Raw genomic sequence first — 26,978 nt, 5'->3', positions numbered from 1 at the left:
GCGTATTCGTGGTTCTCGCCCTGACCCTTCGCGGTCTGGAAAAGCTGTGACCGGCACGGGAACCGTGGCCAACGTCGTCGGCGGACTGCTGGCGCTGGGGCTGATCGTCTATTTGTTCATCGCACTGGTCAGGCCGGAGAAATTCTGATGTCAGACACCGCGGCCGGCCTCCTGCAGGCCGGCCTCCTCCTCGTCGCGCTCGCCGTGGTCTACCGGCCACTGGGCGACTACATGGCGCGCGTCTTCTCCGTGTCCTCTACGGGGAAGCACACCAAGGCCGAACGTGGCCTGTACCGCCTGTTCCGGGTGAACCCCGATTCGGAACAGCACTGGAAGACCTACGCGTCCGCCGTGATCGGCTTCTCGTTCGTCTCCGTCGTGTTCCTTTACCTGCTTCAGCGGCTCCAGGCGATCCTGCCGTGGAGCCTCGGCAAGGAACCGGTCTCGCCGGCGGTCGCCTTCAACACCGCCGTCAGCTTCGTGACCAACACGAACTGGCAGTCCTACAGCCCCGAAGCGACCATGGGTCACTTCGTGCAGATGGCCGGACTGACGGTGCAGAACTTCCTGTCCGCCGCCGTCGGCCTTTCGGTCGCCGTCGCGGTCGTCCGCGGCTTCGTGCGCGCGAAGACCGACCGCCTCGGCAACTTCTGGGTGGACCTGACCCGCGGCACGATCCGGATCATGCTGCCGATCGCGTTCGTGGCGGCCATCGTGCTGATCGCGCTCGGCGTCGTCCAGAGCCTCAAGAGCGGCGTCGACGTCCTCAATCCCGACGGTAGCACCAGCAAGATCGCGCTGGCGCCCGCCGCGAGTCAGGAAGCCGTCAAGGAACTCGGCACCAACGGCGGCGGCATCTTCAACGCCAACTCCGCGCACCCGTTCGAGAATCCGAACGCCTGGACCAACCTGATCGAGATCTTCCTGATCCTGGTCATCCCGGTCTCGCTCACGCGCACCTTCGGCAAGCTCGTCGGCAACACCAAACAGGGTTACGTCCTGCTTTCGGTGATGGCCACGCTGTTCACCGCCATGCTCGCGGTGACGTGGCTTTCCGAAGCCCACGCGAGCGGCCCCGCCTCGCTGGCCGCCGGGGCGAACCTGGAGGGCAAGGAACAGCGGTTCGGCATCGGCCTGAGTTCGCTGTTCGCCACCGCGACCACCGGCACGTCGACCGGCGCGGTCAACGGCGCGCACGACAGCTACAGCGGGCTCGGCGGCGGCGGGGTCCTGCTCAACATGCTGCTGGGCGAGATCTCGCCGGGCGGGGTGGGCACCGGTCTCTACGGCATCCTCGTGATGGCCGTGATCGCGATGTTCCTCGCCGGGCTGATGGTCGGCCGGACACCGGAGTACCTGGGCAAGAAGCTCGGCAAACGCGAGGTCACCTGCGCGGCGGTCGCCATGCTGGCGATGCCGACCGTGGTGCTGCTCGGCTCCGGGATCGCGCTGATGCTGGCCGACACCCCGGCCGCCATGACCAACTCGGGCGCGCACGGCCTCTCCGAAGTCCTCTACGCCTACGCGTCGGCAGGCAACAACAACGGCTCCGCGTTCGGCGGGCTCACCGTGACGAACGACTGGTTCCAGTCCTCGCTGTCGGTGGCCATGCTGCTCGGCCGGTTCATCCCGATTCTCGCCGTGCTGTGCCTCGCCGGATCCCTTGCCTCCCAGAGGAAGGTTCCGGAGACCGCGGGCACGCTGCCCACCACCGGACCGCTCTTCGGCACGATGCTCGCGGGCACGATCGTGCTCGTCGCGGCCCTCACCTTCATCCCGGCGCTCGCGCTCGGGCCCATAGCAGAGGCACTCGCATGACCGTCACACAAGAACGCACGCCGGAAGAAACGGCGCAGCACCACAGCGAGAACGCCGGCCGGGTCGGCGCGGGGATCTTCAGCCCGCGGCAGCTGCTGACCTCGCTGCCGGAGGCGCTGCGCAAGCTCAACCCCAAGCACCAGCTGGCCAACCCGGTCATGTTCGTGGTGTGGATCGGCTCGGCGCTGACCACCGTCTTCGCGATCACCGACCCGAGCGTGTTCACCATCCTCATCACGATCTGGCTGTGGTTCACCGTCCTGTTCGCGAACCTCGCCGAGGCCGTCGCGGAGGGCCGGGGCAAGGCGCAGGCGGAAACCCTGCGGCGCAGCAAGAAGGAGACCGTCGCGCGTCGTCTCACCGAAGACGGCGACGAGGAGAACGTGCCGGGTGCCGACCTGCGCGTCGGCGATCTCGTGGTCGTCGAGGCGGGACAGGTCATCCCGGGTGACGGCGACGTCGTCGAAGGCATCGCGACCGTCGACGAATCGGCCATCACCGGCGAGTCGGCCCCGGTCATCCGGGAATCGGGCGGCGACCGGTGCGCGGTCACCGGCGGGACGACGGTGCTCTCGGACCGCGTCGTCGTGAAGATCACCACCAAACCCGGTGAGTCCTTTGTGGACCGCATGATCGCGCTTGTGGAGGGTGCTTCCCGGCAGAAGACGCCGAACGAGATCGCGCTGACGATCCTGCTCTCGACGCTCACGATCATCTTCCTGCTCGCCGTCGTGGCGCTGCAGCCGATGGCGGGCTACTCCGGCAGTCAGCAGTCCGTGATCGTCCTGACCGCGTTGCTGGTCTGCTTGATCCCGACGACGATCGGCGCGTTGCTGTCCGCGATCGGCATCGCCGGGATGGACAGGCTGGTTCAGCGCAACGTCCTCGCGACGAGCGGCCGCGCGGTCGAGGCCGCGGGCGACGTCTCGACCCTGCTGCTGGACAAGACCGGCACGATCACCTTCGGCAACCGCAAGGCCACCGAGCTGATCCCGGTCGGAACGTCCACTATGGACGACATCGCCAAGGCTGCCAGGCTGTCCAGTCTCGCCGACGGCACCCCGGAAGGCCGCAGCATCGTCGAACTCGTCGCGAGGGAGCACGGTCTCGCGGCGACGGCGTCCGACGACGAGAAGCTCGCGGACTTCGTCGAGTTCACCGCGCAGACCCGGATGAGCGGCATCGACATCGGTGAGCGCCAGGTCCGCAAGGGGGCCACCGCCGCCGTGCGGGAGTGGGTCCGCGAACGCGGCGGCGACATGCCGGACGAGACCGAACGTGTCGTCGACGAGATCAGCCAGCAGGGCGGGACCCCGCTGGTGGTCGCCGAGTACGACGGCGCGAAAGCGTTCGTGCGCGGCGTGATCCGGCTGTCCGACGTGGTCAAACCCGGGATGAAGGAGCGGTTCGTCCAGCTCCGCTCGATGGGCATCAAGACCGTCATGATCACCGGGGACAACCCGCTGACGGCGAAGGCCATCGCCGCGGACGCGGGCGTGGACGACTACCTCGCCGAGGCCAAACCCGAAGACAAGATGGCGCTGATCAAGAAGGAGCAGGAGGGCGGGCGGCTGGTCGCGATGACCGGCGACGGCACCAACGACGCCCCCGCGCTCGCGCAGTCCGACGTCGGCGTCGCGATGAACACCGGGACCTCCGCCGCCAAGGAGGCGGGGAACATGGTGGACCTCGACTCCGACCCGACGAAGCTGATCGAGATCGTGGAGATCGGCAAGCAGCTGCTGATCACCCGCGGCGCGCTGACCACCTTCAGCGTCGCCAACGACCTCGCGAAGTACTTCGCCATCCTGCCCGCGATGTTCACCGGCATCTTCGCCCAGCTCGGCGCGCTCAACATCATGCAGCTGGCGACGCCGAAATCGGCGATCCTGTCGGCGGTCATCTTCAACGCGCTGATCATCGTCGGGCTGATCCCGCTCGCGCTGCGGGGCGTCCGGTACAAGCCGTCGTCCGCTTCGGCGCTGCTGCGCCGGAACCTGCTGGTCTACGGCCTCGGCGGGATCGTCAGCCCGTTCCTCGGGATCTGGCTGATCGACCTGCTCGTCCGTCTCATCCCTGGAATCGGGTAACGCCATGAACGCACTGCTGAAGCAGACCCTCGCCGGGCTGCGTGTCCTGCTCGTCTTCACGGTCCTGCTGGGTGTGGTCTACCCGCTCGGCGTCTGGGCGGTCTCCCGGATCCCCGGCCTGGAGGGCAACGCCGAAGGCTCGATCATCACCCAGGACGGGCAGGCCGTCGGCTCGTCGCTGATCGGTGTCGACCCGGTCGCGGCCGACCCGGCCAAGGATCCGTGGTTCCACAACCGCCCGTCCGCGGGTTCGAAGGACGTCCTCGGTCCCGGCGATCCGTCGTCGTCCGGTCCGTCGAACAAGGGTCCCTACAACGAGGACCTGGTCGCCGCGATCGGTGAGCGCAAGAAGCTCATCGCCACCCGTGAGGGTGTCCAGGAGTTACAGGTGCCCGCCGACGCGGTGACGGCGTCGGGATCGGGGATGGATCCGGCGATCAGCGTCGCCTACGCGGACCTGCAGATCCCGCGGGTGGCGCGGAACACCGGCCTGTCCGAGGAGAAGGTCCGGCAGCTCGTGGCCGACAACACGAGCGGCGCCGGGATCGGTGCGCCAGGGGTCACTGTGCTGAAGGTCAACTTGGCCGTGCGCGACGCGGCCGGAGGAGCACACTGACAGACGTGGACGAGAACACGACCAAGCCGCGCCGGGGCGAGCTGAGGATCTACCTCGGCGCGGCCCCGGGCGTCGGCAAGACCTACGCGATGCTCGGCGAGGCGCGACGCCGCCTCGACCGGGGTACCGACGTGGTCATCGGCCTGGTCGAGACGCACGGGCGCAAGAAGACCGCGGAGCTCGTCGACGGGCTGGAGACCGTGCCGCGCCGCCGGTCCGAGCACCGGGACCACGAGTTCGAGGAGATGGACCTCGACGCGCTGCTCGCCCGCGCCCCCGAGGTCGCCGTGGTCGACGAACTCGCGCACACCAACGTGCCGGGTTCGCGCAACGAGAAGCGCTGGCAGGACATCGACGAACTGCTCGCCGCCGGGATCGACGTCCTGTCCACGGTCAACGTGCAGCATCTCCAGAGCCTCAACGACGTCGTCGAGCGGATCACCGGTGTCACCCAGCAGGAGACGGTGCCCGACGAGGTCGTGCGGCGGGCCGGGCAACTGGAGCTGGTCGACATCACGCCCGAGGCACTGCGGCGGCGCTTGGCGCACGGCAACGTCTACCCGGCGGAGCGGATCGACGCGGCGCTGGGCAACTACTTCCGACCAGGCAACCTCACCGCGCTGCGGGAGCTCGCGCTGCTGTGGGTCGCCGACCAGGTCGACGTGGCGCTGCAGCGGTACCGGGCCGAGCAGAAGATCACCGACACGTGGGAAGCACGCGAACGGGTGGTCGTGTCGATCACCGGCGGCCCGGAGAGCGAGACGCTGATCCGCCGCGCGAGCCGCATCGCGAACCGCGCGGGCGCCGAACTCCAGGTGCTGCACATCCTGCGCGGGGACGGGCTCGCCGGGATGGGGCCGACGGCGGTCGGCAGGTACCGGAAGCTGACCGAAGAGGTCGGCGCGACCTTCCACACCGTCGTCGGCGACGACGTGCCGACGGCCCTGCTCGACTTCGCCCAGGGCGTGAACGCGACCCAGCTGGTCGTCGGGACCTCGCGGCGGTCGCGGGTGGCGCGGCTGTTCGACGAAGGTATCGGCGCGGCCGTGGTCCAGCGGTCCGGCCCGATCGACGTCCACATGGTCACGCACGCCCAGGCGGGCGGGCGCCTGCGCGCCCGGTTCAACCGGAGCCCTTTGACGCCATCACGCCGCCTGACCGGCTGGGCGCTTTCGCTGGTGCTGCCCGCGCTCGCGACGTTGCTCGGTGTCGTGCTGAGGGATCAGCTGGACTTCTCCACCGACGTGATCGACTACGTCCTCGCGACGGTGCTGGTCGCGCTCGTGGGCGGGCTCGGGCCCGCCCTGCTCGCGGCGGTGGTCTCGGCCGGGCTGCTGAACTTCTTCTTCACCCCACCGCTGTACAACCTGACCGTCCACGAACCGCGCAACGTGATCACGCTGGTCGCGATGGTGCTGGTGGCGATCCTCGTCGCGGCGGTCGTCGACACCGCCGCCCGGCGCGCGACGCAGGCCGCGCGGGCGCGGACCGAGGCGGCGCTGCTCGCCTCCTACGCGCGGACGGTGCTCACGCACACCAACCCGATCGAGCGGCTGCTGGAGAAGGTCCGCGAGAACTTCGGGATGACTTCGGTGACCCTGCTGGAGAAGCGCGACGGGAAGTGGAAACGGGTGGCGAACGCCGGCACGGATCCCTGCGCCGACCCGGATCAGGCCGACGCCGACATCGCGGTCACCGCCGACGTCCACCTGACGCTGCGGGGCCGCGCGCTGCCCGCGTCGGACCGGGGAGTGCTCGAAGCCGTGGCCGGGCAGGCCCTGCTCGCGCTGCGGCAGCAGCGGACGGCGAAGGCGGCCGTCCGCGCCGAACGCAAGGCCGAGGCGACCGAACTGCGCACGGCCCTGCTGTCGGCGGTCGGACACGACCTCCGGACCCCGCTGACGTCCATCAAGGCGTCCATCGGCAGCCTGCGCGCGACCGACATCTCACTGTCCGAAGAGGACACCGACGAGCTGCTCGAAGCGATCGAGGAATCGTCGGACCGCCTCGCCGGGCTGATCGACAACCTGCTCGACTCGTCGCGGCTGGCGACCGGCGCCGTCCGCCCGCTCCTGCGCCCGGTCGGCTACGACGAGGTCGTCTCGCACGCGCTGTCCAATGTGGACAACTCGGAGTCGGTCGTGGTCGCGATCGACTCGCGGCTGCCGTCGGTGTGCGCCGACCCCGGCCTGCTGGAGCGGGTCGTGGCGAACGTGGTCGACAACGCGCTGCGGCACGGGGCGTCCGGCGAGCCGGTCTCGGCGCGGGCCAGCACGCATTCGGAACACGTCGAACTGCGCATCATCGACCACGGGCGCGGGCTGAAGAAGGGCACCGCGGACTCGGCGTTCGCGCCGTTCCAGCGGCTCGGGGGAGACCGGGACAGCGTGCCGGGCGTGGGACTGGGGCTGTCGGTCGCCAAGGGGTTCACCGAGGCGATGGGCGGGCGGATCCGGGCGGAGGACACGCCCGGCGGCGGGCTCACCGTCGTCATCTCGCTGCCCGCATATGTTGGTCAGGATCCGGAAAAGAGCCTCCTCGCCTTCGACGACGAGGGCCTGGAAAACGAAGAGGAGGAGCGAGTGCGATGAGCGCCGACACCGCGTCGGCGACCGTTCTGGTCGTCGACGACGAACCGCAGATCGTGCGAGCCCTGCGGATCAACCTGTCCGCCCGCGGCTACAAGGTGATCACCGCGCACGACGGGACGGCCGCGCTGAAGGCCGTGGCCGAGACCAAACCCGACGTCGTCGTGCTCGACCTCGGCCTGCCCGACCTCGACGGCACCGAGGTGATCGCCGGGCTCCGCGGCTGGACCACGGTGCCGATCATCGTGCTGTCCGCGCGCGGCGACTCGGCCGACAAGGTGCAGGCCCTCGACGCCGGCGCCGACGACTACGTCACCAAACCCTTCGGCATGGACGAACTGCTCGCGCGGCTCCGCGCGGCCGTGCGACGCTCGGCGACGTCCAGTGTGGACGGTGCGGACGCGGTGGTGGACACGGGCTCGTTCCGGATCGACCTGGCGGCGAAGAAGGTGCGCCGGGACGGCAAGGAAGTACATCTCACCAAGACCGAATGGGGCGTGCTGGAACTGCTGGTGCGCAACCGGGGCCGTCTGGTGGCGCAGAAACAGCTGCTGCACGAGGTGTGGGGGCCGACCTACGAGACCGAGTCGCACTACCTGCGGGTGTACCTGGCGCAGCTGCGGCGGAAGCTGGAACCGGAACCCTCGCGGCCGCGGCACCTCCTGACGGAACCCGGCATGGGCTACCGCTTCGAGATGTGACCGGTGAGGTCCTGAAGTACATGAAGGCCCCCTTCCTTGCGCCTAGAGCAAGGAAGGGGGCCTTCACGGATTCTTGGTCTTACCGGGCGCCGCTGGTCGAGGTGTCGGTGCCGGAGGTGCTGGACCCGCCCGGCGACGAGCCCGGGGCGCCACTGGTGCTGGAGCCACCGCCGGGCGGAGTCGACGACTCCGGCGTGGTCGGCGTGGTCGGGGTGGTCGTTTTCGTCGGCGTCGGCGTGGTCGGAGTGGTCGGCGGCGGGCTCGACGGCCTGGTCGGCTGCGTCACCGGCGGCACCACTACCGGCGGCTCGCCGCCACCCGGCGGGGGCACCACGGGCGGCGGGGTGACGACGCTCGTCGTCTGCCTGCCGTCCGGGCCGACCGACGTCACCGTGGTCGGCGGCGCCGTGGAGCTGGAGGACGCGCCGGGGATCGGCGAGCCGCTGACGGTCATCGGGCCGCCGGGGACGGCGTTGCCCGGGACCATCTGGGCACCGGCGGGGGCGACACCTTGCCCGCCGCCGGGGACGCCGGTACCGCCCGCGGTGGCGGAGACGCCGGGGCCCGCGAGTTCGGCGATCGCGGCGAAGGCCGTCGCCACCACGAGGCCGCTGACGCCGAGTACGGCATAGCCGGCACGGTTGAGCTTGCCGGTGGCGCCGCGCGGGGGTGCCACGGACACGCGTGCGCTCGGATCAGACCCGTCGGGACGGGGCATGGGCTGGCTCCTCGGATGGGGGACTTCGGGGAGTGAAGCGACTGGTGAGAGACACCGAGACGCTTCCGGCTACCCGGGCGAGGTAGCCCAAAGTGGGGACCCGGCGCGGAGATTATCACCGTGGCCTCACTGTCTGCGAACCGCTGCGAACGTTGTGTTCACCCTCCGCGTTCATCCGCATGGTGCACGATGGGGGACGTGAGTGAAGAAGTAACGCAGATCCGGCTGACCGCGTGGGTGCACGGCCGGGTGCAGGGGGTCGGTTTTCGCTGGTGGACCCGCAGCCGGGCGCTTGAGCTGGGGTTGGTCGGCAGCGCGGGCAACCTGCCCGACGGGCGTGTCGAGGTGGTAGCGGAGGGTGTTCGGGACCACTGTGAGCGGCTTTTGGCGGCTTTGAGATCCGGCGAATCACCCGGAAGTGTGGATCACGTGGTCGAGCGCTGGTCGCCCGCGAAAGGCGGCATCAGCGGGTTCGTGGAGCGCTGAGGCCCCGCGTCCCACGATCACCGTGAGCACACAGGTAGCCTGGACCGATTGAACGACCGGTTCCCGCAGCCAGAGGGGTCAGCACGACGTGCACCTGAAGAGCCTGACGCTCAAGGGCTTCAAGTCCTTCGCCTCGGCGACGACGTTGCGTTTCGAGCCGGGCATCACCTGTGTGGTCGGACCGAACGGTTCCGGCAAGTCGAACGTCCTCGACGCGCTCCGCTGGGTCATGGGCACCCAGGGCGCGAAGGACCTGCGCGGCGGCAAGATGGAGGACGTCATCTTCGCCGGGACCGCCGGCCGTGCCCCGCTCGGGCGCGCCGAGGTCACCCTCACCATCGACAACGCCGACGGCGCGCTGCCGATCGAGTACTCCGAGGTCTCGATCACCCGCCGGATGTTCCGTGACGGCGCGAGCGAATACGAGATCAACGGCGACCGCTGCCGTCTGATGGACGTGCAGGAACTGCTGTCGGACTCCGGTATCGGCCGCGAGATGCACGTCATCGTCGGGCAGGGCCAGCTTTCGGCGATCCTCGAATCCAAGCCGGAGGAGCGCCGCGCCTTCATCGAAGAGGCGGCCGGTGTCCTCAAGCACCGCAAGCGCAAGGAACAGACCCTGCGCAAGCTCGCGAACATGCAGGGCAACCTCGACCGCCTCGGCGACCTGACCACCGAGCTCCGCCGTCAGCTCAAACCGCTGGGCAAGCAGGCCGAGATCGCCCGCAAGGCACAGTGGGTGCAGTCCGAACTGCGGGACGCCCGGCTGCGGCTGTTCGCCCACGACCTGGTCACCCAGCGCGCGGGCATCGCCAAGGAAGAGGCCGACGAGCGCGTCGCCCGTCAGCGTCGCGGCGAAGTCGAGCAGGCGCTGGAGATCGTCGCCGCCGAGGAGGCCGAACTCGAAGCCTCGTTGGCCGAGGACGCGCCGCGCCTCGCCGCGGCCCAGGAGACTTGGTACAAGCTTTCCGCGTTGACGGAGCGGTTGCGCGGCACCGTGCGGCTCGCGCTGGAGCGTCAGCGGCACCTCTCGTCCGACGTGCAGCAGGCGAGCACCGGCCGCGACCCCGAGGAGCTGCTCGCCGAGGCCGAGCATGTCGCCGAGCAGGAGCAGGAGCTCAACGAGGCCGTCGCCGAGGCGCGCATGGTGCTTTCGGAGACCGTCCAGAAGCGCGAGCAGCTCGAACATCTCGTCCAGGCCGCCGAGCGCGCGCATATGGCCGCCGTCCGCGCCATCGCCGACCGGCGGGAAGGGCTGGCGAAGCTCGCCGGACAGGTCGAGGCGCTGCGCAGCAAGAACGGTGCCACCTCCGACGAGATCGACAGGCTCACGGTGTCGCTCGAAGAGGCCGCCGAGCGCGCGGAGATCGCCGTCGAGGAACTCGAAGAGGCCAAGGCCGAAGGCGGCGTGGAGGAGTCCGACGACCTCGACCTCCAGGCTCACCACGACCGTGCGGTGGAGGCCAACAGCGCCGCCAAGGCGCGCGTCGAGGAACTGGTCAAGGCCGAGCGGGCGGCCGAACGCGAGATCGCGTCGGAGAAGGCCCGCGTCGAAGCGCTGTCGATGGGTTTGCGCCGCAAGGACGGCGCCGGCGCGCTGCTCGGCGCGCAGCACGAACTGCCGGGTCTGCTCGGTTCGGTCGCCGCGCTGCTCACCGTCGAGGCGGGCCACGAGGTCGCGCTGGCCGCGGCGCTCGGCCCGGTCGCCGACGCGGTCGCGGTCAACGGCGGCGCCGACGCGCTCGCCGCGTTGAAGTTCTTGAAGGACAACGACTCCGGTCGCGCGGGCATCCTGCTCGGCGGACTCGGATCCACTGTGGACACCAGCTCCTGGCCGTCGCTGCCGGAGGGTGCGCGCTGGGCGCGCGAAGTGGTCACGGCGCCGCCCGCGTTGCGGTCCGCCGTCGAGCACGCGCTCGACCGGGTGGCCATTGTGGACGGTCTGGAGTCCGCGCGCCGTCTCGTCGAGGTGTATCCCGAGGTCAGCACGGTCACGCCCGAGGGTGACGTCTTCGGCGCCCGCTGGGCGGTCGGCGGCTCGGCCCGGAGCGAGAGCGTCATCGAGGTGCAGGCCGCGGTCGACGAGGCGGGCGACCGGCTGAACGCCGCCGAGCGCGCGCTGGAACGCACCGCCGCGGAACTCGAAGGCGCCCGCGCCGGGCAGCAGGCGCGGCGCGAAGAGGTCGGCAGGGCCAAGGAAGCGCTCGGGGACGCGAAGGTCCGCAAGGCGCGCTCGTCCGAGCGGCTGAACCGGTTGCAGCAGGCCGCACGCGGCGCGCAGGCCGAGATGGACCGGCTGAGCACTCAGCGCGCGAAGGTCGAGCAGAGCCGGGAGCAGGCGCTGCAGCAGCTCGCCGAACTCGAAGAGCGCCTGGCCGCCGTCGCCGAACAGGAAGTCGACGAGGATCCGGACACCGCCGAGCGCGACCAGGCCGCCGAAGACCTCGGCACGGTCCGCCAGGAGGAGATGGAGTCCCGCCTCGCGCTGCGCACCGCCGAGGAGCGCGCGCGGAGCATCCAGGGCAAGGCCGAATCGCTCCGCCGGGCCGCGCACGCCGAGCAGCAGGCCCGCGAGCGGGCCGAAAAGTCCAGGGCCGCGAGGAAACGCGGCGCCGAGATCGCCAACGCGGTGGTCAACGGCGGCGAGATCGCGCTGGAGCGCATCGAGGTCTCCGTGCAGCGCGCCGCCCACGAACGGGACGAAGCGCAGGCGCAGCGGCAGTCGCGGGAGACCGCGCTGACCCAGGTCCGCAGCAAGGTCCGCGAGCTGACCGGCGAACTGGAGAAGCTCACCGACGCCGTCCACCGCGACGAGGTGTTGCGCGCCGAGCAGCGGCTTCGGCTGGAGCAGCTCGAAACCAAGATCGCCGAGGACTTCGGCATCGGCCTGGAAGACCTCGTCACCGAGTACGGCCCTGACAATCCCGTGCCGCCGAGCGCGGGGGAGATGGCCGAGTACGAGGCGGCCAAGGAACGCGGCGAGGACGTCACCCCGCCGCCGCCCATGCCGTTCGACCGTGACACCCAGGCCCGCCGGGCGAAGCGCGCGGAGAAGGACCTGAGCCTCCTGGGCAAGGTCAACCCGCTGGCGCTGGAGGAGTTCGCGGCGCTGGAGGAGCGGTACAAGTTCCTCTCGACGCAGCTCGAAGACCTCAAGGACACCCGCAAGGACCTCGAAGCCGTCATCAAGCAGGTCGACGAAAAGATCCTCGAGGTCTTCGCGTCGGCGTACGAGGACGTCGCGCGCGAGTTCGAGACCGTGTTCGGCGTCCTGTTCCCGGGCGGCGAGGGCCGGATGGTCCTGACCCAGCCCAACGACCTGCTCTCCACCGGTGTCGATGTCGAAGCGCGCCCGCCGGGCAAGAAGGTCAAGCGGCTTTCGCTGCTTTCCGGTGGCGAGAAGTCGCTCGTCGCCGTCGGCATGCTGGTCGCGATCTTCCGCGCCCGGCCTTCGCCCTTCTACGTCATGGACGAGGTCGAGGCCGCACTCGACGACACCAACATGCGACGGCTGATCGGGCTGCTGGAGCAGCTGCGGGACTCTTCGCAGCTGATCATCATCACCCACCAGAAGCCGACCATGGAGATCGCCGACGCCCTGTACGGCGTTTCGATGCAGGGCGACGGCATCACCAAGGTGATCTCGCAGCGGCTCCGCACGGCCGAAGAGGACCCGGTTCCCGCTTAGCGTCTATTTGTGGGGTAAGGCAAAGGTGTCATGCTCGGGCGGGGGTGAACGGCGTTCCCCGCGTCGGGTCGGTGTGCGTGTCCCGAGCGCCACGCCTGGGACACTCATCGTCTCGAACGTGGCGCTCGCGACGTACTGCCCTGGTGTTCGGTACAGCACATCCAGGCAGGCGGCACCGGAACGCACTGGGCCGAGGGGGTCGTGAGTGGTAAGTGCCGTTAGAACGGCACTTACCACTCACGACCCCCTGTACCGACCGCTCGCTTGCCTCCGCCGACGTCGCTACTTCGCGACCCAGAAGGCGTAATCGGCCGAGTACCGGACGGCCGTCTGTGCGCCGGCCGCGCACGTGCCCGCCGGGGCGAGTCCGCCGCGCGTGTCGAGCCGCTGGACGTAGGTGACCTTGCCGAAGATCCCGTCACCGCTGTTCAGGTTCGCCTTCAGCAGCAGTTCCGGCACCGCGTTCGGCCGGGGGACGGAGGCGCCGGGCACCGCCGCCGCCCCGACCGTGCTTCCGTCCACAGTGGACGTCCACACCGGACCCTTGCTGTGCAGCGCGATCGTCCGCCCGCGGTGGCTCAGTGTCGCGGCCGGCTGGATCAGCGTCCACGCCCCGTTGGTGCAGCCGTAGATCTGGACGCCTTCGCCCCGGTAGGTGGCGAGACGCTTGTTCCCTTCCGGCACTTTGATCGCGTCCGGCACGCCGGTGCTTGTCGCGGCGTACGCGGTCGTGCCACCGCCGATCAGCAGTGCGCCGACGGCGATGGCCACGGTCGTTCGCTTCATGAGTTCGCCTCTCCTCGTCCCGCCGTGAGCCGGCGGGTCCCGCAACCGACACGGGGACGATCAGAGGCCTGGTTCATAAATGTGACGCGGGTCACATTGGTGGAAAACCGTTGTGATCAAACGGATTCGGGTTCTTTGCTCACCTCTTCGGTGAGCGGATCCGGGCTGCTGTGCCGCAGCGACAGCAATCCGCCCACGACGAGCGTGATCACCACGCCGCACAGCGTGTACCAGGGCCAGGCCAGCGCCACCGTGTTCCCCGACGCCTTGCCGAAGTCGACGCCGATCAGGCTGCCGTCCGGTTTGTTGAACTTGACGCCGAGGATGATGAACGCCATCACGACCACCGTCGAAACGAACGCCACGATCGCGTCCGCCTGCCTGGCCCGTTTGATCAGCAGCCCCAAGAGGAACGCGCCGAGCAGTGCGCCGTAGGTGTAGCCGGTGATGCCGAGCGCCTGCACCACGATCGGATCGGCCGAGGTCTTGTTGGACGAGGCGAAGAAACCCGCGCACAGGATCAGCGCGCCCGCCCAGATGATCGTCCAGATCCGGCCGTGCTTCAGCCGCTGGGCCTCCGGCAGCTCCCGGCCGATCACCCGTTCGTAGACGTCGGTCACCGTGGACGAGGCCAGCGCGCCGAGTGACGAACTCAGTGCGGCGGCGAGGATCCCGGCGATCACGAAGCCCGAAAGCCCGCTCGGCAGCTCGTTCACGATGAAGTTCGCGAACAGTTCGTCCTTGTTGGCCAGCCCCAGTCCTTCCGGCTTCGGCTTGGTCGGGGCGAGGCCGTTGTACAGCGCCCACAGCAGCACGCCGATGAACAGGAACAGCGCGAACTGGATGAACACCACGAAACCGCTGGCGACCAAGGCCTTCCGCGCGGCGCGCAGGTCGTTCGTGGCCTGCAGGCGCTGCACGATCAGCTGGTCCGAGCCGTGCGACGCCATCGAGAGCACCGCGCCACCGATCACCGCGGTGAAGAACGCGTACTGCCCGGTGAGCATGTTCGAGGAGAAGTCGAGGATCTGGAACTTGTTGGCGTCGAAGGCTTTCCCGAGCCAGCCGTCCGACAGCCTGCCGGAGATCGCCCAGATCACCACGACCGCGCCGAGGATGTACCAGAGCATCTGGATCGCGTCGACCCAGACGACCGCGCGGACCCCGCCGAAGAAGCTGTAGAGCACCATCGCGATGCCCAGCCCGACCACGATGGTCCAGTACGAGACGTTGAGGCCGTAGGCCGCCATGACCACCTTGATCGGGATCGCGGTGGCGAACAGCCGGATGCCGTCGGCCAGCGTCCGGGTGAGCAGGAAGGTCACCGACGCGGTGCCCTGCAGCCCGCTCCCGAATCGTTTGCCCAGGAAGGCGTACGCGGTGACCAGGTTGCCCGCCACGTAGCGCGGCAGCAGCACCATCGACACCACGATCCGGCCCACGATGTAGCCGATGGCCAGTGCGAGGTAGGTCATCCCGCCTTCGCCGGGGGTGGCGATGTAGGCCACCGTCGGCACGGAAAGCACGGTGAGGGTGGACGTCTCCGCGGAGACGACCGAAAGGCAGGCCACCCACCAGGAGATCTTGCCTTCACCGACGAAGTAGTCGGAGCCGGATTTCTGTTTGCCGCCGATCCAGACGCCCAGCAAGGGCATGCCGACCAGAAAAAGCCCGATGATCGCGAGGTCAAGTGCGCGCATCCGTATCTCCTATCGCTCGCCGGTCGTCGCCGCCACCCGTAGCCGGGTCACGATCGATCCATGAGGGGCGGGCAGCCGCAGGGGACCCGCGCCCGGGGTGATGCTGCCGAGCAGGCGGTCGCCCCGGGCCCCGGTCGCCGACGGGAGGTTCCCCGGGACGCCGGACCAGGTCAGCCAGCCGAGCAGAATGGTCAGGTATGCCTCTTTGCCCGCGCTGGGCAATCCGTGGTCGTCGCTGGTCTTCAGCGCCGCGTCGGGCAGATTCCTCGCGAGCGCGGCCATCAGCGCCGGGTTGTCGGCGCCGCCGCCGGAGACGATCACCGTGACGATGCCGTGGTGACGGCATTCCGCCGCGATCGTCACCGCGGTCAGTTCGGTCAAGGTCGCCAGGAGGTCTTCCGCGCCGACCGGCGGGAGTCCGTCGAGCGCCGCGTCGAGGTACGCGCCGTGGAACAGTTCCTTGCCGGTCGACTTCGGCGGCGCGGCCGCGTAGTACGGGTCGAGCAGCAGTTTCGCCAGCAGGTCGGGCCGGACGTCGCCGCGCAGGGCGAGTGCGCCGTCGATGTCCGCGCGCCCGCCGGTCGCCCGGTGCGCGGCGATGTCCATCAGGGCGTTGCCGGGTCCGGTGTCGTAGGCGAGCACGTCGCCGTTCGCGGGGACGACGGTGATGTTCGCGATACCGCCGATGTTGAGCGCCGCGACCGGGCCGAGGGCGGCCATTTCCCGGAGCCACAACGCGTCCAGCGTGCTGGCGAGCGGTGCGCCGTGCCCGCCGGCGGCGACGTCGCGCACGCGGAGGTCGGCCACGACGGGCAGACCGGTGCGCTCGGCGATCCACGCCGGGTTGCCCAGTTGCAGGGTGCCGCGGGCGGTTCCGTCCTCGACCCAGTGGAACACCGTCTGGCCCAGCGAAGCGACGACGTCCGCGTCACCACCGGCCAGTTCCTCGACGCCGCGCGCGGCCGCCTCGCCGAAAGCCTGTCCCACCAGGGTGTCGAGTTTGGTGAGCTGTTCGGCGCTGCACGGATTCGGCGGCAGGGCGTCGAGCAACGCCTCGCGGAGCGCTTCGGGATACGGGATTTCGAGTTTGCCGAGCGGGGAAAGCACCACTGTGTCCCCGTCGGCGCGCAGTTCGGCGGCCGCCACGTCGATCCCGTCGATCGACGTGCCGGAGATGAGCCCGATCACCCGGACCCCAGTGCCGGAGAAAACCGTCATTCGGAGTGGTCTAGCCGTCGTTCCGGAGACCGCGCAAGCGACACCGTTTCTTCTTGTCCGAAATGAGTCCTATCCAGTGGGTGTCTGACAAGATCGGCTTCCTTCCCGTGGGGCGTCTACGTCGGGCCGTGCGCGGATGCGAGGATTGACGCCGTGTCGAGCACCCCCTGGTTCTGGATCGTTGTCGTTGCCGTCGTGGTACTGGTCGCCGTCCTGGTGGCCGGGCTGCTCATCGCGCGCCGCCGCCGGATCAGCCTGGACGAGTCCAAGGCTGCCGACGTCGTCGAGAAGCCGAAGGGCGGCGGCTATACCGCGACAGGCGGGATCGCGCTCGCTCCGGGCGGTGAGAAGACCGAAGAAGCCGAAGAGGCCGAGCATCCCGTCGAGGATCGCCCGGAGACCGACGGCCAGCCCGCCGTCGGGGACGACGCGTCGGTGCCGAGGGATTCCGCGCAGCGCACGGTGCGCGACGTCGAACTGCCCGAACCGGCCGAGGAAACTGCTCCCGAACCCGTTCCCGCGGAGGAGATCGCCCCCGCTTCCGGTCGCCTGGAGCGGCTGCGCGGCAGGCTGGGCAAATCCCGTTCGGTGTTCGGGCAGAGCCTGCTCGGCCTGCTCGGCGCGGGCGACCTGGACGAGGACTCCTGGCAGGACGTCGAAGACACGCTGCTCATGGCGGACCTCGGCGCGGCGACGACCACCGAGATCGTCGAGCGCCTTCGTGAGGAACTGAAGCGCCGCGCCGTGCGGACGTCCGAAGACGCTCGCGCGGTGTTGCAGGAGGTGCTGACCTCCGCCCTGTCGACCGACGCGGTCCGGGCCGTCCGCGCGCTGCCGCACACCGTCGACGGCGTGAAGCAGCCCGCTGTCGTGCTGGTCGCCGGGGTCAACGGCACCGGCAAGACGACCACCACCGGCAAACTCGCCCGGGTGCTCGTCGCGCAGGGGAGCACCGTCGTGCTCGGCGCGGCCGACACCTTCCGCGCCGCCGCGGCGGACCAGCTGCAGACCTGGGCCGAGCGGGTGGGCGCGGAGGTCGTGCGCGGCAAGGAAGGCGCGGACCCGGCGGCGGTCGCGTTCGACGCCGTCAAACGCGGCACCGAGGCGGGCGTGGACGCGGTCCTGGTCGACACCGCCGGCCGCCTGCACACCAAGACCGGCCTGATGGACGAGCTGGGCAAGGTCAAGCGCGTCGTCGAGAAGCAGGCGAAGGTCGACGAGGTGCTGCTGGTGCTCGACGCCACCACCGGGCAGAACGGGCTGATGCAGGCCCGCGTGTTCTCGGAGGTCATCGACGTCACCGGCATCGTCCTGACCAAACTGGACGGCACCGCGAAGGGCGGCATCGTCTTCCAGGTGCAGCGCGAACTCGGGGTCCCGGTCAAGCTGGTCGGCCTCGGCGAGGGGCCGGACGACCTGGCGCCGTTCGAGCCCGGCGCCTTCGTGGAGGCTCTGCTCAGCAGCTGACGAGCGCATGGTCCGCCTTCTTGTCCCGCATCACCAGGAAGGCGACCGCCGCCGCGGCCAGCACGCCCACGGCGCTGATCAGGAACGTCGTCGACATCGCCGAGGTGAACGACTCCCGGGCCGCCGCCATGAGGCCGTCGTCGCCGGTCGCGAAGGCGTCGCCGATCGAAAGCCGTGCCTGCGGCGGGGTGGTGTCGGGCATGTGCGAGGTGAACAGGCTCGACACGATGCTGCCCAGGATCGCGATGCCGAGCGCGGCGCCCAGCTGCTGGATGGTGTCGTTGAGCGCGGAGCCGACACCGGCCTGCTCTTCCGGGACCTCGCCCATCAGCGCCGAGATCGCGGCCGGCATCGCCAGCCCGCCACCGGCGCCGAGCAGGAACAGCGCGATCGCCGGCAGGAGGAATCCTTCGTCCACCGACAGCGTCGCGAGCATGCCGAACCCGGCGGCCATCACGATCATGCCGACCGTGGCCAGCGCGCGGTTGCCGATCTTCTGGCCCAGCGTGGCGCCGAGGGTGTTGCAGAGCAGCGACGCGATCGCCATCGGGATGAACGCGAGGCCCGCCTGGGTCGGTGTGTAGCCGAGCACGAACTGCAGGTACTGGGTCAGGAGCAGCAGCAGGCCGCCGTTGCCGATCTGCACCAGCGTGAGCGACAGGCTGCCGCCGCTGAAGTTGCGCTTGCCGAACAGCTTGAGCGGGACCATCGGTGACGGCGTGTGCCGCTCCCAGAACACGAACCCGGTCAGGCTCACCACCGCGATCGCCAGCGGGATCAGCGTCCCGGCTTCGGCGAAGCCGTGCTTGGGCAGTTCGATGATCGTCCAGACCAGCGCGACCATGCCGGCCGCGGAGAGGATCGCGCCGAGCGGGTCGGGCTTCTGCCACGGGCCCTTCGACTCCGGCATCAGCGTGAACGCGGCGAGCACGGCGATGACGACGATCGGCACGTTGATCAGGAAGACCGCGCCCCACCAGAACCACGCGATCAGCACGCCGCCCAGCACCGGGCCGCCGATCAGGCCGATCATCGCGACCGCGCTCCAGGCCGCCATCGCCTTGCGGCGTTCTTCGTCGTCGAAGACGGTGATCAGGATCGACAGGGTGCTCGGCATGATCAGCGCGCCGCCGACGCCCATCACCGCCCGGGACGCGATCAGTTCGAGCGGATTCGCGGCGAACGCGGCGACGAGTGAGGCCACTCCGAACAGGAGGAGGCCGATGACCATCACCTTCCGGCGGCCGAAGCGGTCCCCGAGGCTTCCCGAGGTGAGCAGCAGGCCGGCGAACACCAGGATGTAGGAGTCCAGGATCCACTGCGTGTCCTGGGCGCTCGCCCCGAGGTCTTCGGCCAGCGGCGGCACGGCGACCGTCAGCACCATGTTGTCCACGACCAGCACGAGCGTGCTCAGGCACAGCACGATCAAGATCCACCAGCGGCGCGGGTCGCGCCTGTCCGGCTCGTTCATCGGGATACCCCCAGAAGTGTTTGCGTACGTTGTTCGGCTGATGCGCACACTGTACGCAGGCGGCGACAGTGTTCGCAAGGGGGCACGTCGTGCGCTAAAGTGGGCGGCATGGCAGCAACCGAGGAACAAGCGATCCAGTCGGTGTGGACACGGCCGCGTCGCAAACGGGACCAGCCCGCGTTGAGCCAGGCGCAGATCGTCGCCGAGGCTGTCCGGATCCTGGACGTCGAAGGGGTCGACGCGCTGAGCATGCGCAGGCTCGGCACCGCGCTGAACGCGGGCGCGACCTCGCTCTACCGGCACGTGGCCAACCGCGACGAGCTGATCGAGCTGGTCGTCGACGAGGTCTACGGCGAAATCACCGTGCCGGACGGCGACGATCCGGAGAGGTGGCGCGACGCGGCCGTCGTCGGGGCGCAGAGCGTCCGCGCGATGATCCTGCGCCACCCCTGGGTCGCATCACTGCTCGGCTCGGTCGGGCTGTCGTACCTCGGGCCGAACGTCATGCGGCTCAACGAGCGGCTGCTGGCCGTCTTCGTGACCGCGGGTTTCCCCGGCGACGAGGTCGAGCAGGCGATCAGCGCGGTCATCTCCTATGTCGTCGGCATGGGGACGACCGAGGCGGCTTGGCTGACCACCGTCGCGAAAAGCGGCAAGAGTGAGCGTGAGTGGGCGGAACAGCTGCGTCCCGCCGTCGAGGAGGCGGCGCGGGAGCATCCGCATCAGCGGGAACGGATCGCCAAGGCCGACGCCGACCCGGAGCGGCTTCGCGACGAGAAGTTCCGCTACGGGCTGGAGAGGATGCTCGACGGTTTGGAGACCAGGCTCAAACGGTGACCCCGTCACGCGAAAGGGTGGAGCCGAGCGAGTTCGCGATCCGCTGGACGACGGGCGCGATCCGCTCGACGGCCTCTACTGTGAGCCGTCCCGAGGGCCCGGACACCGAGACGGCCGCCGGCACCGGCGCGCCCGGGACCGCGACGGCGACGCAGCGGACGCCCAGTTCCTGCTCGGCCTCGTCGAGCGCGTAACCCTGCTCGGCGATCTTCGCCAGCTCGCGCAGGAGCGCGTCCTGGTCGGTGAAGGTGTGCTCGGTGTACGAAGGCATGCCGGTCCTGGCGAGCAGCGCCGTGACGTCGTCGGACGGCAGATGCGCGAGCATCGCCTTCCCCACGCCGGTGCCGTGCGGCAGGAGGCGGCGGCCGACCTCGGTGAACATCCGCATCGAGTGCTTCGACGGCACCTGGGCGACGTAGACGACCTCGTCCCGCTCCAGGACGGCGAGGTTCGCGGTCTCGCCGACCTCGTCGACCAGCTCCGCCAGCAGCGGCCGGGCCCACGAGCCGAACTGCATGCTGGCGTTCTCACCCAGCCGGATGAGCCGGGCGCCCAGCGCGTACCGGCGGTTGGTGTTCTGCCGGACGTAACCCAGGTCCACCAGTGTCCTGATCAGCCGGTGGATGGTCGGCATCGGCAGCCCGGACAGGGTCGCCAGCTCCGAAAGGCTGGCCTCCCCGCCGGTGTCCGCGAGATGTTCGAGGAGCTCGAAGGCCCGCTGAAGTGACTGGACGCCGCCATCGCGCCCGTTCTTCTCCGCTGCCACCGTGGTACTCCTAACGTCGGCGTTGATGTTCCGCTATGCAGAAACTATAGTCCGTCATGTAAAACCGTAGGGACGTTATCTTTAGCCGATCTTTTCCGACGCGGGGTGTTTCACATGTCTGACCAGATCTCAGCCCAGGTGCTCGGTGCGCCCGTCGAGCGTGGAGGCGAGATTCTCACGCCGGAGGCGCTCGCCTTCGTCGCGGGCCTGCACGAGGCCTTCGCCGCCCGCCGTGACGAGCTGCTGCAGGCCCGGGGCAAGCGCCGCGAAGAGGCCAGGACCACCGGCAAGCTCGACTTCCTGCCCGAGACCAAGCAGGTCCGCGAAGGCGACTGGAAGGTGGCCGAGGCCCCGCCCGCGCTGCGTGACCGCCGTGTCGAGATCACCGGCCCGACCGACCGCAAGATGACCATCAACGCGCTGAACTCCGGCGCCAAGGTCTGGCTCGCCGACCTCGAGGACGCGAACACGCCGCACTGGGCGAACGTCGTCTCCGGCCAGGTCAACCTGTACGACGCCGTCCGCGAGAGCATCACGCTGGAAAGCGGTGGCAAGAGCTACGCGCTGAAGGACGACGTCGAGCACGCGACCATCGTCGTCCGCCCGCGCGGCTGGCACCTCGACGAGCGCGGCCTGTCCTTCGGCGGGCGCCAGGCCGTCGGCGCGCTGGTCGACTTCGGTCTCTACTTCTTCCACAACGCGCAGGAGCTGCTCAACCGCGGCAAGGGCCCGTACTTCTACCTGCCGAAGATGGAGAGCCACCTCGAAGCCCGGCTCTGGAACGACGTCTTCACCCACGCGGAGAAGACGCTCGGCATCGACCACGGCACCGTTCGCGCGACCGTGCTGATCGAGACCATCCCGGCCGCGTTCGAGATGGAGGAGATCCTCTACGAACTGCGCGAGCACGCCTCCGGCCTGAACGCCGGCCGCTGGGACTACCTGTTCAGCGTCATCAAGTACTTCCGCGACGCGGGCGAGAAGTTCGTGCTGCCGGACCGCAACTCGGTCACCATGACCGCGCCGTTCATGCGCGCGTACACCGAACTGCTGGTGCGCACCTGCCACAAGCGCGGCGCGTTCGCGATCGGCGGCATGGCCGCGTTCATCCCGAACCGCAAGGACCCGGAGGTCACCGCCGCCGCGCTCGACAAGGTCCGCGCCGACAAGAGCCGTGAGGCAGGCGACGGCTTCGACGGTTCCTGGGTCGCGCACCCGGGCATGGTGGACATCTGCCGCGAGGAGTTCGACAAGGTCCTCGGCGACAAGCCGAACCAGCTCGACCGGACCCGCGACGAGGTCTCCGTCACCGCCGACCAGCTGCTCGACGCGGCTTCGACGCCGGGTGGGGCCACCGCGGCCGGTCTGCGCGCCGCCGTCGACGTCGGCATCCGCTACATCGCCTCCTGGCTGGGCGGGAACGGCGCGGCCGCCATCCACAACCTGATGGAGGACGCGGCCACCGCCGAGATCTCGCGGTCGCAGGTGTGGCAGTGGGTGCGCAACGGCACTCAGCTCGACACCGGCGACAAGGTGACCGAAGAGCTGGTGCGCGGTGTGCTGGCCGAGGTCCGCGGCGAACTCGCCGCCGAGATCAAGCCGGAGCTGCTGGAGCCCGCCGTCGAGCTGTTCGAGCAGGTCGCGCTCGCCGACGAGTTCCCGGACTTCCTGACCCTGCCCGCCTACGAACGGATCAAGTAGACAGATGGGGAACGGGCGGCTCACCGAGGACGTCTACACCGCCGCTGACGCGCGCCTCGCCGAGGCGGACGCGCGTGTCGTGGCCGGCTATCCCGGCGAGCCGCCCGGCCGCCAGCCCGTGCACACCGTGTACGTGCCCGCGTCGCGGTACAAGACGCGGCTCGTGGCGGACTGGGGCAAACAAGCCCTGCGGGTCTTCGGTGAACACGCCGATCAGCTGGGCCTCGACGCGGACATCGCCGACCGGGTCCGGACCAAGCTTTTGACCGAGCCGATCGAGGATCTGCGGATCGACTTCGAGGACGGCCTCGGCAGGCCGGGCGACGACGAGGAGGACGCCACCGCGCTCGCCGCGGGGCGGACCCTCGCCGTCACCGGCGGGACGCCGTTCGTCGGCATCCGGTTCAAGAGCTTCGAGCAGGCGACCCGGCGCCGCGGCATCCGTACCCTCGACCTCTTCCTGGCGGGTCTGCTGGAAAGCGGGCCGCTGCCGGAAGGTTTCGTCGTCACGCTGCCGAAGGTGACCGCCGTCGAGCAGGTCGAGGTGGCGGCGGACGTCCTGGAGCGCCTCGAATCCGCGTACGGCCTGCCCGACGGGGCCTTGCGGTTCGAAGTCCAGATCGAGACGGCGCAGTCCATTGTGGACATCGACGGGACGGTCGCGGTGCCGCGGATCATCCAGGCCGCGCGCGGCCGGTGTTCGGGACTGCACTACGGGACGTACGACTACAGCGCCGGTCTCGGGATCAGCGCCGAGTATCAGAGCATGGAACATCCGGCCGCCGATTTCGCCAAGCAGCTCATGCAGGTTTCGGCCGCGGGCACCGGTGTCCGGCTTTCCGACGGCTCGACGAACAAGCTGCCCGTCGGCGACGCGATCCTCCCGGCCTGGCGCGAGCATCTTCGGCTTGTGCGGCGCTCCCTGGAGAACGGTTTCTATCAGGGCTGGGACCTGCATCCGCACCAGCTGCCGACCCGGTTCGCGGCGACGTACGCGTTCTTCCGCGAGGGATTCCCGGCGGCGCTGGGCCGGTTGCGGGACTACGCCGACCAGACCGGTCGTGGCGTGCTGGACGAGCCGGCGACCGCTCAGGCTTTGGCGAGTTTCTTGGTGCGGGGCTTGGATTGCGGGGCCGTGGACGCGGGGGAGTTGTCGTTCTCCCGGGCCGAGCTGGACGGCTACGCGCGACGGACCGCGTGATAATCGGCGAGCACCTCTTCCAGTGATCCGTGCGCGCGGATCCGGCCTTCGTCCATCCACAGGGCGGTGGTGCACAGTTCCCGCAGCAGTTCGTCGGAGTGCGAGGCGAACACCAGCACGCCGGAGCGGCGGGCGAGGTCGACCAGTCGTTCGCGTGCCTTGGCGAGGAACGCGGCGTCGATCGCGCCGAGTCCCTCGTCGAGGATGAGGATCTCGGGGTCGATGGTGGTCACCACGCCGAGCGCGAGCCGCACCCGCATGCCGGCGGAGTAGGTGCGCAACGGCAGGTGCAGATAGTCGCCGAGTTCGGTGAACTCCGCGATGTCGTCGACCCGTTTCGTCATCTGCTTGCGGGACATGCCGAGGAACAGGCCCCGGATCAGGATGTTCTCGTGGCCCGAGACCTCGGGATCCAGCCCTACGCCGAGGTCGAACACCGGCGCGATCCTGCCGTCGACCCGCGCGGTGCCCCGGGTCGGTTCGTAGATGCCGGACAGCAACCGCAGGAGCGTCGACTTCCCGGCGCCGTTGTGCCCGACCAGACCGACCCGGTCGCCGTCGCTCAAGGAGAGCGAAATGTCCCGCAGGGCTTCGATGATCGGGACTTTCGCGTCGGTGCCGATCTTGCCGCCGACCTTGCCGAGCACCTGTTTCTTGAGTGACCGGGTCTTGGCGTCGAAGATCGGGAAATCGACGTAGGCGCCCTCTACCTCGATGCTCACCATGGTGCTGCCTCCTCGCTGCGGTGAAATGCGAACGGAAGTTATCATTCGCATCTGGGTGCGGTAACGTGCGGCCGGTGAGTCAGCCATCCGTCGATCAGGGCTTCCGCCCGCCGCAGCAGGCCCGCAGCCGTGAGTCCCTGCATAAGGTGCTGGCCGCCGCCGAGCACGTCCTGGCGGCCCAGGGCATCGAGGAGTTCACCGTCGGGGCGGTCGCCGAGCAGGCGGGCATGTCGGTGGGGGCGATCTATCGCCGGTTCTCCGGCAAGAACCAGCTGCTGTACGCCGTGAAGGACCAGCTGCTCGGGCAGCTGGAGACAGGCGTCGGCGAGGCGCTGCGCACCGCGGCGCCCGGTCTGGGCGGGATCGTCGGCGCGTTCGTCCGGGCACTGGCGGACACCTTCGCCCGCCACGACCGGATCTTCCCCGAACTGCTCGACAGCCAGCGCGCCGAGGGACGCGATCGGGGCCTTCAGGCGCTGGCCACGATCCAGCGCGATTTCGTGGACGCCGTCCGGCCCTGTCTTCCGGAGGTTCGCCGGCCGGACCGGGAAGAGGCCGTCCGCATGGTGGCCCGGACCCTCATCGGCTCCTGTGTGCACCGGGCCGCCAGCGGCCGGTTCTGGCCGGACGGCTTGAGCTGGGACGCGTGGGCCGTCGAAACGACCGGGATGGCGCTGGCTTACCTGGGTTCGCCGGGTTCGCCGGGTGGGTCGTGAGTGTTTTGGGTCGTTCTAACGACACTTTTCACTCACGACCCACCTGACCGAGGCGGTGGTTTCGCGTGGCTGGTCGGACGGCACGTGCGCGCAGCCGGGTCCTGTCCCTCCGATCACGAGTGTCGTCCGTCTGATCACGAGTGTCGTCCCTTCCGTCACGCGAAACCGCCCGTCCGTAGGTGTCTAAGACACGGTTGGCCCTAGCGACCCAAAACACTCACGACCCACTTGATCGAGGCGGCAGGTGAGCTTCTGTGCGGTCTGTGGGCATGCCGAGGGGCCCGTCGCCGGTGCTGGCTGGCGGGCTCCTCGGGTCATGCGTGGGTGTTGCGCCGGGTTCGTTGTAGCGGGTCCAGGTATTGGGGTGGGATGAACTCCGGGAGCCCGTCGGCCGCCATGAGGACTTGCCAGTCGCCATGGTGGATGAGGCGGTGATGGAAGCTACAAAGCAGGACTAGGTTCCGAAGATCGGTAGGTCCGCCGTCTGCCCAGTGATGAATATGGTGAGCGTGACAATTCTTGGGTCTCCGATGACAGCCCGGGAACGCGCAGCCCCGGTCCCGGATGTTGAGCGCCCGTCTCTGGCCAGGAGTGACGAACCGCCGCAGCCGCCCCACGTCGAGAGGTTCCCCGGCGGCGTTGAGCACGACCGGGAGCATCAGGCAGTCGCAGGCGGCCATCCGCGCCTCGCGGGCGGTCATCGTCCCGACGAAATCCAGGCAGGCTTTCCCGATCCCGGTCTTCAGCTCTTCCAGGCCGATGGTCACGTGCACCAAGGTCCGATACCCGCTCGTCCCGGGTTGATCCGGGCACGCGATGGCCAGATCGAGCAACTCGGCCCAGGCATCGCCCTGCCGTTCGCATTTCATGCGCAGATCAGCCTGACCGAACTCGTCCACCGGCCGCGGCTTCGCATGCGCCTCCAAAGCGGCGGCCGTGCGAGCACCTAACTCGTCATCGAGCAAACCGGTCAGCTTCCAGAACCCGTCCCTGCGACGCTCCAGAGTGACCTCGCGACGCGGCTGCTTCGGCTCAGGATCCTTCGGTTCGTTCCCGTCCGGATCGAGCCAGGCGAGAAGGTTCGCCTCCGCGTCCGCCAACTGCCGAGGACCGGCGTCCCGGGCGAGGTTGCCGAGGATCTTCTCCGCACTCTCCCGATCCTCCACCGACGTGTCAGCAGGGATCCTCGCCAAGATCTCCAAGACCTGCTGGATCCGCTCACCCCCGACCAACCCTTCCGCCGCTACAGCAGCGGTAGTGGGCGCGACCGCCGGAACCGCACTCCCATCCAAAGCGCGCGTCGGATTCAACGCGATCGCCTGATTCACCGCAGGCCGAGCCTCCTTAAATGAAAGCCCCGCCACATCAGCAAACCATCTGATCGTCGACCCGTACCCGAACAAGTCCTTCACGCCCCGGGACTCGATCTCCGCCAAATACTGCCCCAACCCGGCGGACGCCACCCGCATCACCTGCAAGAACTGCTGCACGCCATGGGCAAGCTCCAGCTTGCCTGCACGCCACAACTCCTGCGGGAGTTCAGGGAGGAAGGTCTCGGACACCTCTCCAGAATACACCTGAAAATCGAACATGTGTTCGTAATTTTAAGTCACCAGTGACTCGCACATTCCCACTAGTGGGTGATCCGGAACCGTTCGCAATTAGTCCTCTAAATGCGGAAGAAG

The 26,978-nt window shown here is 69.1% G+C and carries 21 protein-coding genes; 14 read left to right on the top strand and 7 right to left on the bottom strand.

The annotated features are described in order from the left end of the window. Positions 1-46 precede the first annotated feature (46 nt). The 9 genes from kdpF to smc all read left to right on the top strand — a co-directional run bounded on the left by kdpF (position 47) and on the right by smc (position 12,705). The gene (gene kdpF, locus B0293_RS28070; RefSeq protein ID WP_020630647.1) at positions 47-148 is read left to right on the top strand and encodes a K(+)-transporting ATPase subunit F; all 102 of its coding nucleotides are present in this window, start codon (positions 47-49) and stop codon (positions 146-148) included. After that, positions 148-1,818, top strand: coding sequence for a potassium-transporting ATPase subunit KdpA (gene kdpA, locus B0293_RS28065; protein ID WP_039916804.1), 1,671 nt, complete (start codon positions 148-150; stop codon positions 1,816-1,818). The genes kdpF and kdpA overlap by 1 nt, the downstream gene beginning before the upstream one ends. Beyond that, positions 1,815-3,908, top strand: a complete 2,094-nt coding sequence (gene kdpB, locus B0293_RS28060) for a potassium-transporting ATPase subunit KdpB (protein ID WP_005154860.1) — start codon at positions 1,815-1,817, stop codon at positions 3,906-3,908. Before kdpA ends, kdpB begins: the two co-directional genes overlap by 4 nt. Before the next feature lie 4 nt (positions 3,909-3,912). Next, positions 3,913-4,524, top strand: a complete 612-nt coding sequence (locus B0293_RS28055) for a potassium-transporting ATPase subunit C (RefSeq protein ID WP_005154859.1) — start codon at positions 3,913-3,915, stop codon at positions 4,522-4,524. Positions 4,525-4,529: 5 nt separating this feature from the next. Further along, entirely contained in the window at positions 4,530-7,115 is a 2,586-nt protein-coding gene (locus B0293_RS28050; RefSeq protein WP_005154858.1) for a sensor histidine kinase, read from the top strand. Further along, the gene (locus B0293_RS28045) at positions 7,112-7,813 is read left to right on the top strand and encodes a response regulator (protein WP_005154857.1); all 702 of its coding nucleotides are present in this window, start codon (positions 7,112-7,114) and stop codon (positions 7,811-7,813) included. The genes B0293_RS28050 and B0293_RS28045 overlap by 4 nt, the downstream gene beginning before the upstream one ends. A 107-nt stretch (positions 7,814-7,920) precedes the next feature. Then, positions 7,921-8,445, top strand: a complete 525-nt coding sequence (locus B0293_RS28040; RefSeq protein ID WP_052014385.1) for a hypothetical protein — start codon at positions 7,921-7,923, stop codon at positions 8,443-8,445. A 275-nt stretch (positions 8,446-8,720) separates the two neighbouring features. Continuing rightward, entirely contained in the window at positions 8,721-9,017 is a 297-nt protein-coding gene (locus B0293_RS28035) for an acylphosphatase (protein WP_005154849.1), read from the top strand. 88 nt (positions 9,018-9,105) lie between these two features. Then, positions 9,106-12,705, top strand: coding sequence for a chromosome segregation protein SMC (gene smc / locus B0293_RS28030; protein WP_005154838.1), 3,600 nt, complete (start codon positions 9,106-9,108; stop codon positions 12,703-12,705). Positions 12,706-12,987: 282 nt separating this feature from the next. Here smc and B0293_RS28025 read toward each other — a convergent pair whose 3' ends face one another. The 3 genes from B0293_RS28025 to B0293_RS28015 all read right to left on the bottom strand — a co-directional run bounded on the left by B0293_RS28025 (position 12,988) and on the right by B0293_RS28015 (position 16,409). Continuing rightward, a complete protein-coding gene (locus B0293_RS28025; RefSeq protein WP_005154836.1) occupies positions 12,988-13,491 on the bottom strand; it encodes a DUF3455 domain-containing protein in 504 nt (167 codons plus the stop codon). A gap of 116 nt (positions 13,492-13,607) precedes the next feature. After that, complete coding sequence (locus B0293_RS28020; protein ID WP_005154835.1) at positions 13,608-15,191, bottom strand: sodium:solute symporter; 1,584 nt, start codon at positions 15,189-15,191, stop codon at positions 13,608-13,610. A 9-nt stretch (positions 15,192-15,200) separates the two neighbouring features. Continuing rightward, positions 15,201-16,409: an anhydro-N-acetylmuramic acid kinase gene (locus B0293_RS28015; protein WP_052014377.1), complete on the bottom strand. Its 1,209-nt coding sequence runs from the start codon at positions 16,407-16,409 to the stop codon at positions 15,201-15,203. A gap of 153 nt (positions 16,410-16,562) precedes the next feature. Between B0293_RS28015 and ftsY the strand changes: the two genes are divergently transcribed. Next, complete coding sequence (gene ftsY / locus B0293_RS28010) at positions 16,563-17,876, top strand: signal recognition particle-docking protein FtsY (protein ID WP_005154832.1); 1,314 nt, start codon at positions 16,563-16,565, stop codon at positions 17,874-17,876. On the opposite strand, the gene B0293_RS28005 is transcribed toward ftsY, so the two are convergent. Then, entirely contained in the window at positions 17,866-19,347 is a 1,482-nt protein-coding gene (locus B0293_RS28005; RefSeq protein ID WP_005154831.1) for an MFS transporter, read from the bottom strand. The two genes, ftsY and B0293_RS28005, sit on opposite strands and share 11 nt — an antisense overlap. Positions 19,348-19,455: 108 nt before the next feature. On the opposite strand from B0293_RS28005, the gene B0293_RS28000 reads away from it, so the two are divergent. Beyond that, positions 19,456-20,184 (top strand): TetR/AcrR family transcriptional regulator C-terminal domain-containing protein, encoded by a 729-nt coding sequence (locus B0293_RS28000; protein WP_039916855.1) that lies wholly within the window; start codon positions 19,456-19,458, stop codon positions 20,182-20,184. On the opposite strand, the gene B0293_RS27995 is transcribed toward B0293_RS28000, so the two are convergent. Next, positions 20,174-20,950: an IclR family transcriptional regulator gene (locus B0293_RS27995; RefSeq protein ID WP_005154827.1), complete on the bottom strand. Its 777-nt coding sequence runs from the start codon at positions 20,948-20,950 to the stop codon at positions 20,174-20,176. The two genes, B0293_RS28000 and B0293_RS27995, sit on opposite strands and share 11 nt — an antisense overlap. A 114-nt stretch (positions 20,951-21,064) precedes the next feature. Here B0293_RS27995 and aceB point away from each other — a divergent pair, with 114 nt between their 5' ends. Both aceB and B0293_RS27985 read left to right on the top strand, forming a co-directional pair. Next, complete coding sequence (aceB, locus tag B0293_RS27990) at positions 21,065-22,651, top strand: malate synthase A (protein ID WP_005154825.1); 1,587 nt, start codon at positions 21,065-21,067, stop codon at positions 22,649-22,651. A gap of 4 nt (positions 22,652-22,655) precedes the next feature. Next, complete coding sequence (locus B0293_RS27985; RefSeq protein WP_005154824.1) at positions 22,656-23,852, top strand: DUF6986 family protein; 1,197 nt, start codon at positions 22,656-22,658, stop codon at positions 23,850-23,852. Here B0293_RS27985 and wzt read toward each other — a convergent pair. Beyond that, on the bottom strand, positions 23,831-24,577 hold the full coding sequence (gene wzt, locus B0293_RS27980) for a galactan export ABC transporter ATP-binding subunit Wzt/RfbE (RefSeq protein ID WP_005154822.1): 747 nt from the start codon (positions 24,575-24,577) through the stop codon (positions 23,831-23,833). The genes B0293_RS27985 and wzt overlap by 22 nt on opposite strands. 74 nt (positions 24,578-24,651) lie before the next feature. Here wzt and B0293_RS27975 point away from each other — a divergent pair, with 74 nt between their 5' ends. Continuing rightward, entirely contained in the window at positions 24,652-25,293 is a 642-nt protein-coding gene (locus B0293_RS27975) for a TetR/AcrR family transcriptional regulator (RefSeq protein ID WP_039916852.1), read from the top strand. A gap of 314 nt (positions 25,294-25,607) precedes the next feature. Here B0293_RS27975 and B0293_RS27970 read toward each other — a convergent pair whose 3' ends face one another. Further along, positions 25,608-26,855: an HNH endonuclease signature motif containing protein gene (locus B0293_RS27970; RefSeq protein ID WP_039916849.1), complete on the bottom strand. Its 1,248-nt coding sequence runs from the start codon at positions 26,853-26,855 to the stop codon at positions 25,608-25,610. Between the last annotated feature and the right edge of the window lie 123 nt (positions 26,856-26,978).

The sequence above is a fragment of the Amycolatopsis azurea DSM 43854 genome, from assembly GCF_001995215.1.
Classification (GTDB): Bacteria; Actinomycetota; Actinomycetes; order Mycobacteriales; family Pseudonocardiaceae; genus Amycolatopsis; species Amycolatopsis azurea.
Note: the sequence above shows the minus strand (reverse complement) of the source record. Positions and strands in the feature narration are given on the sequence as shown.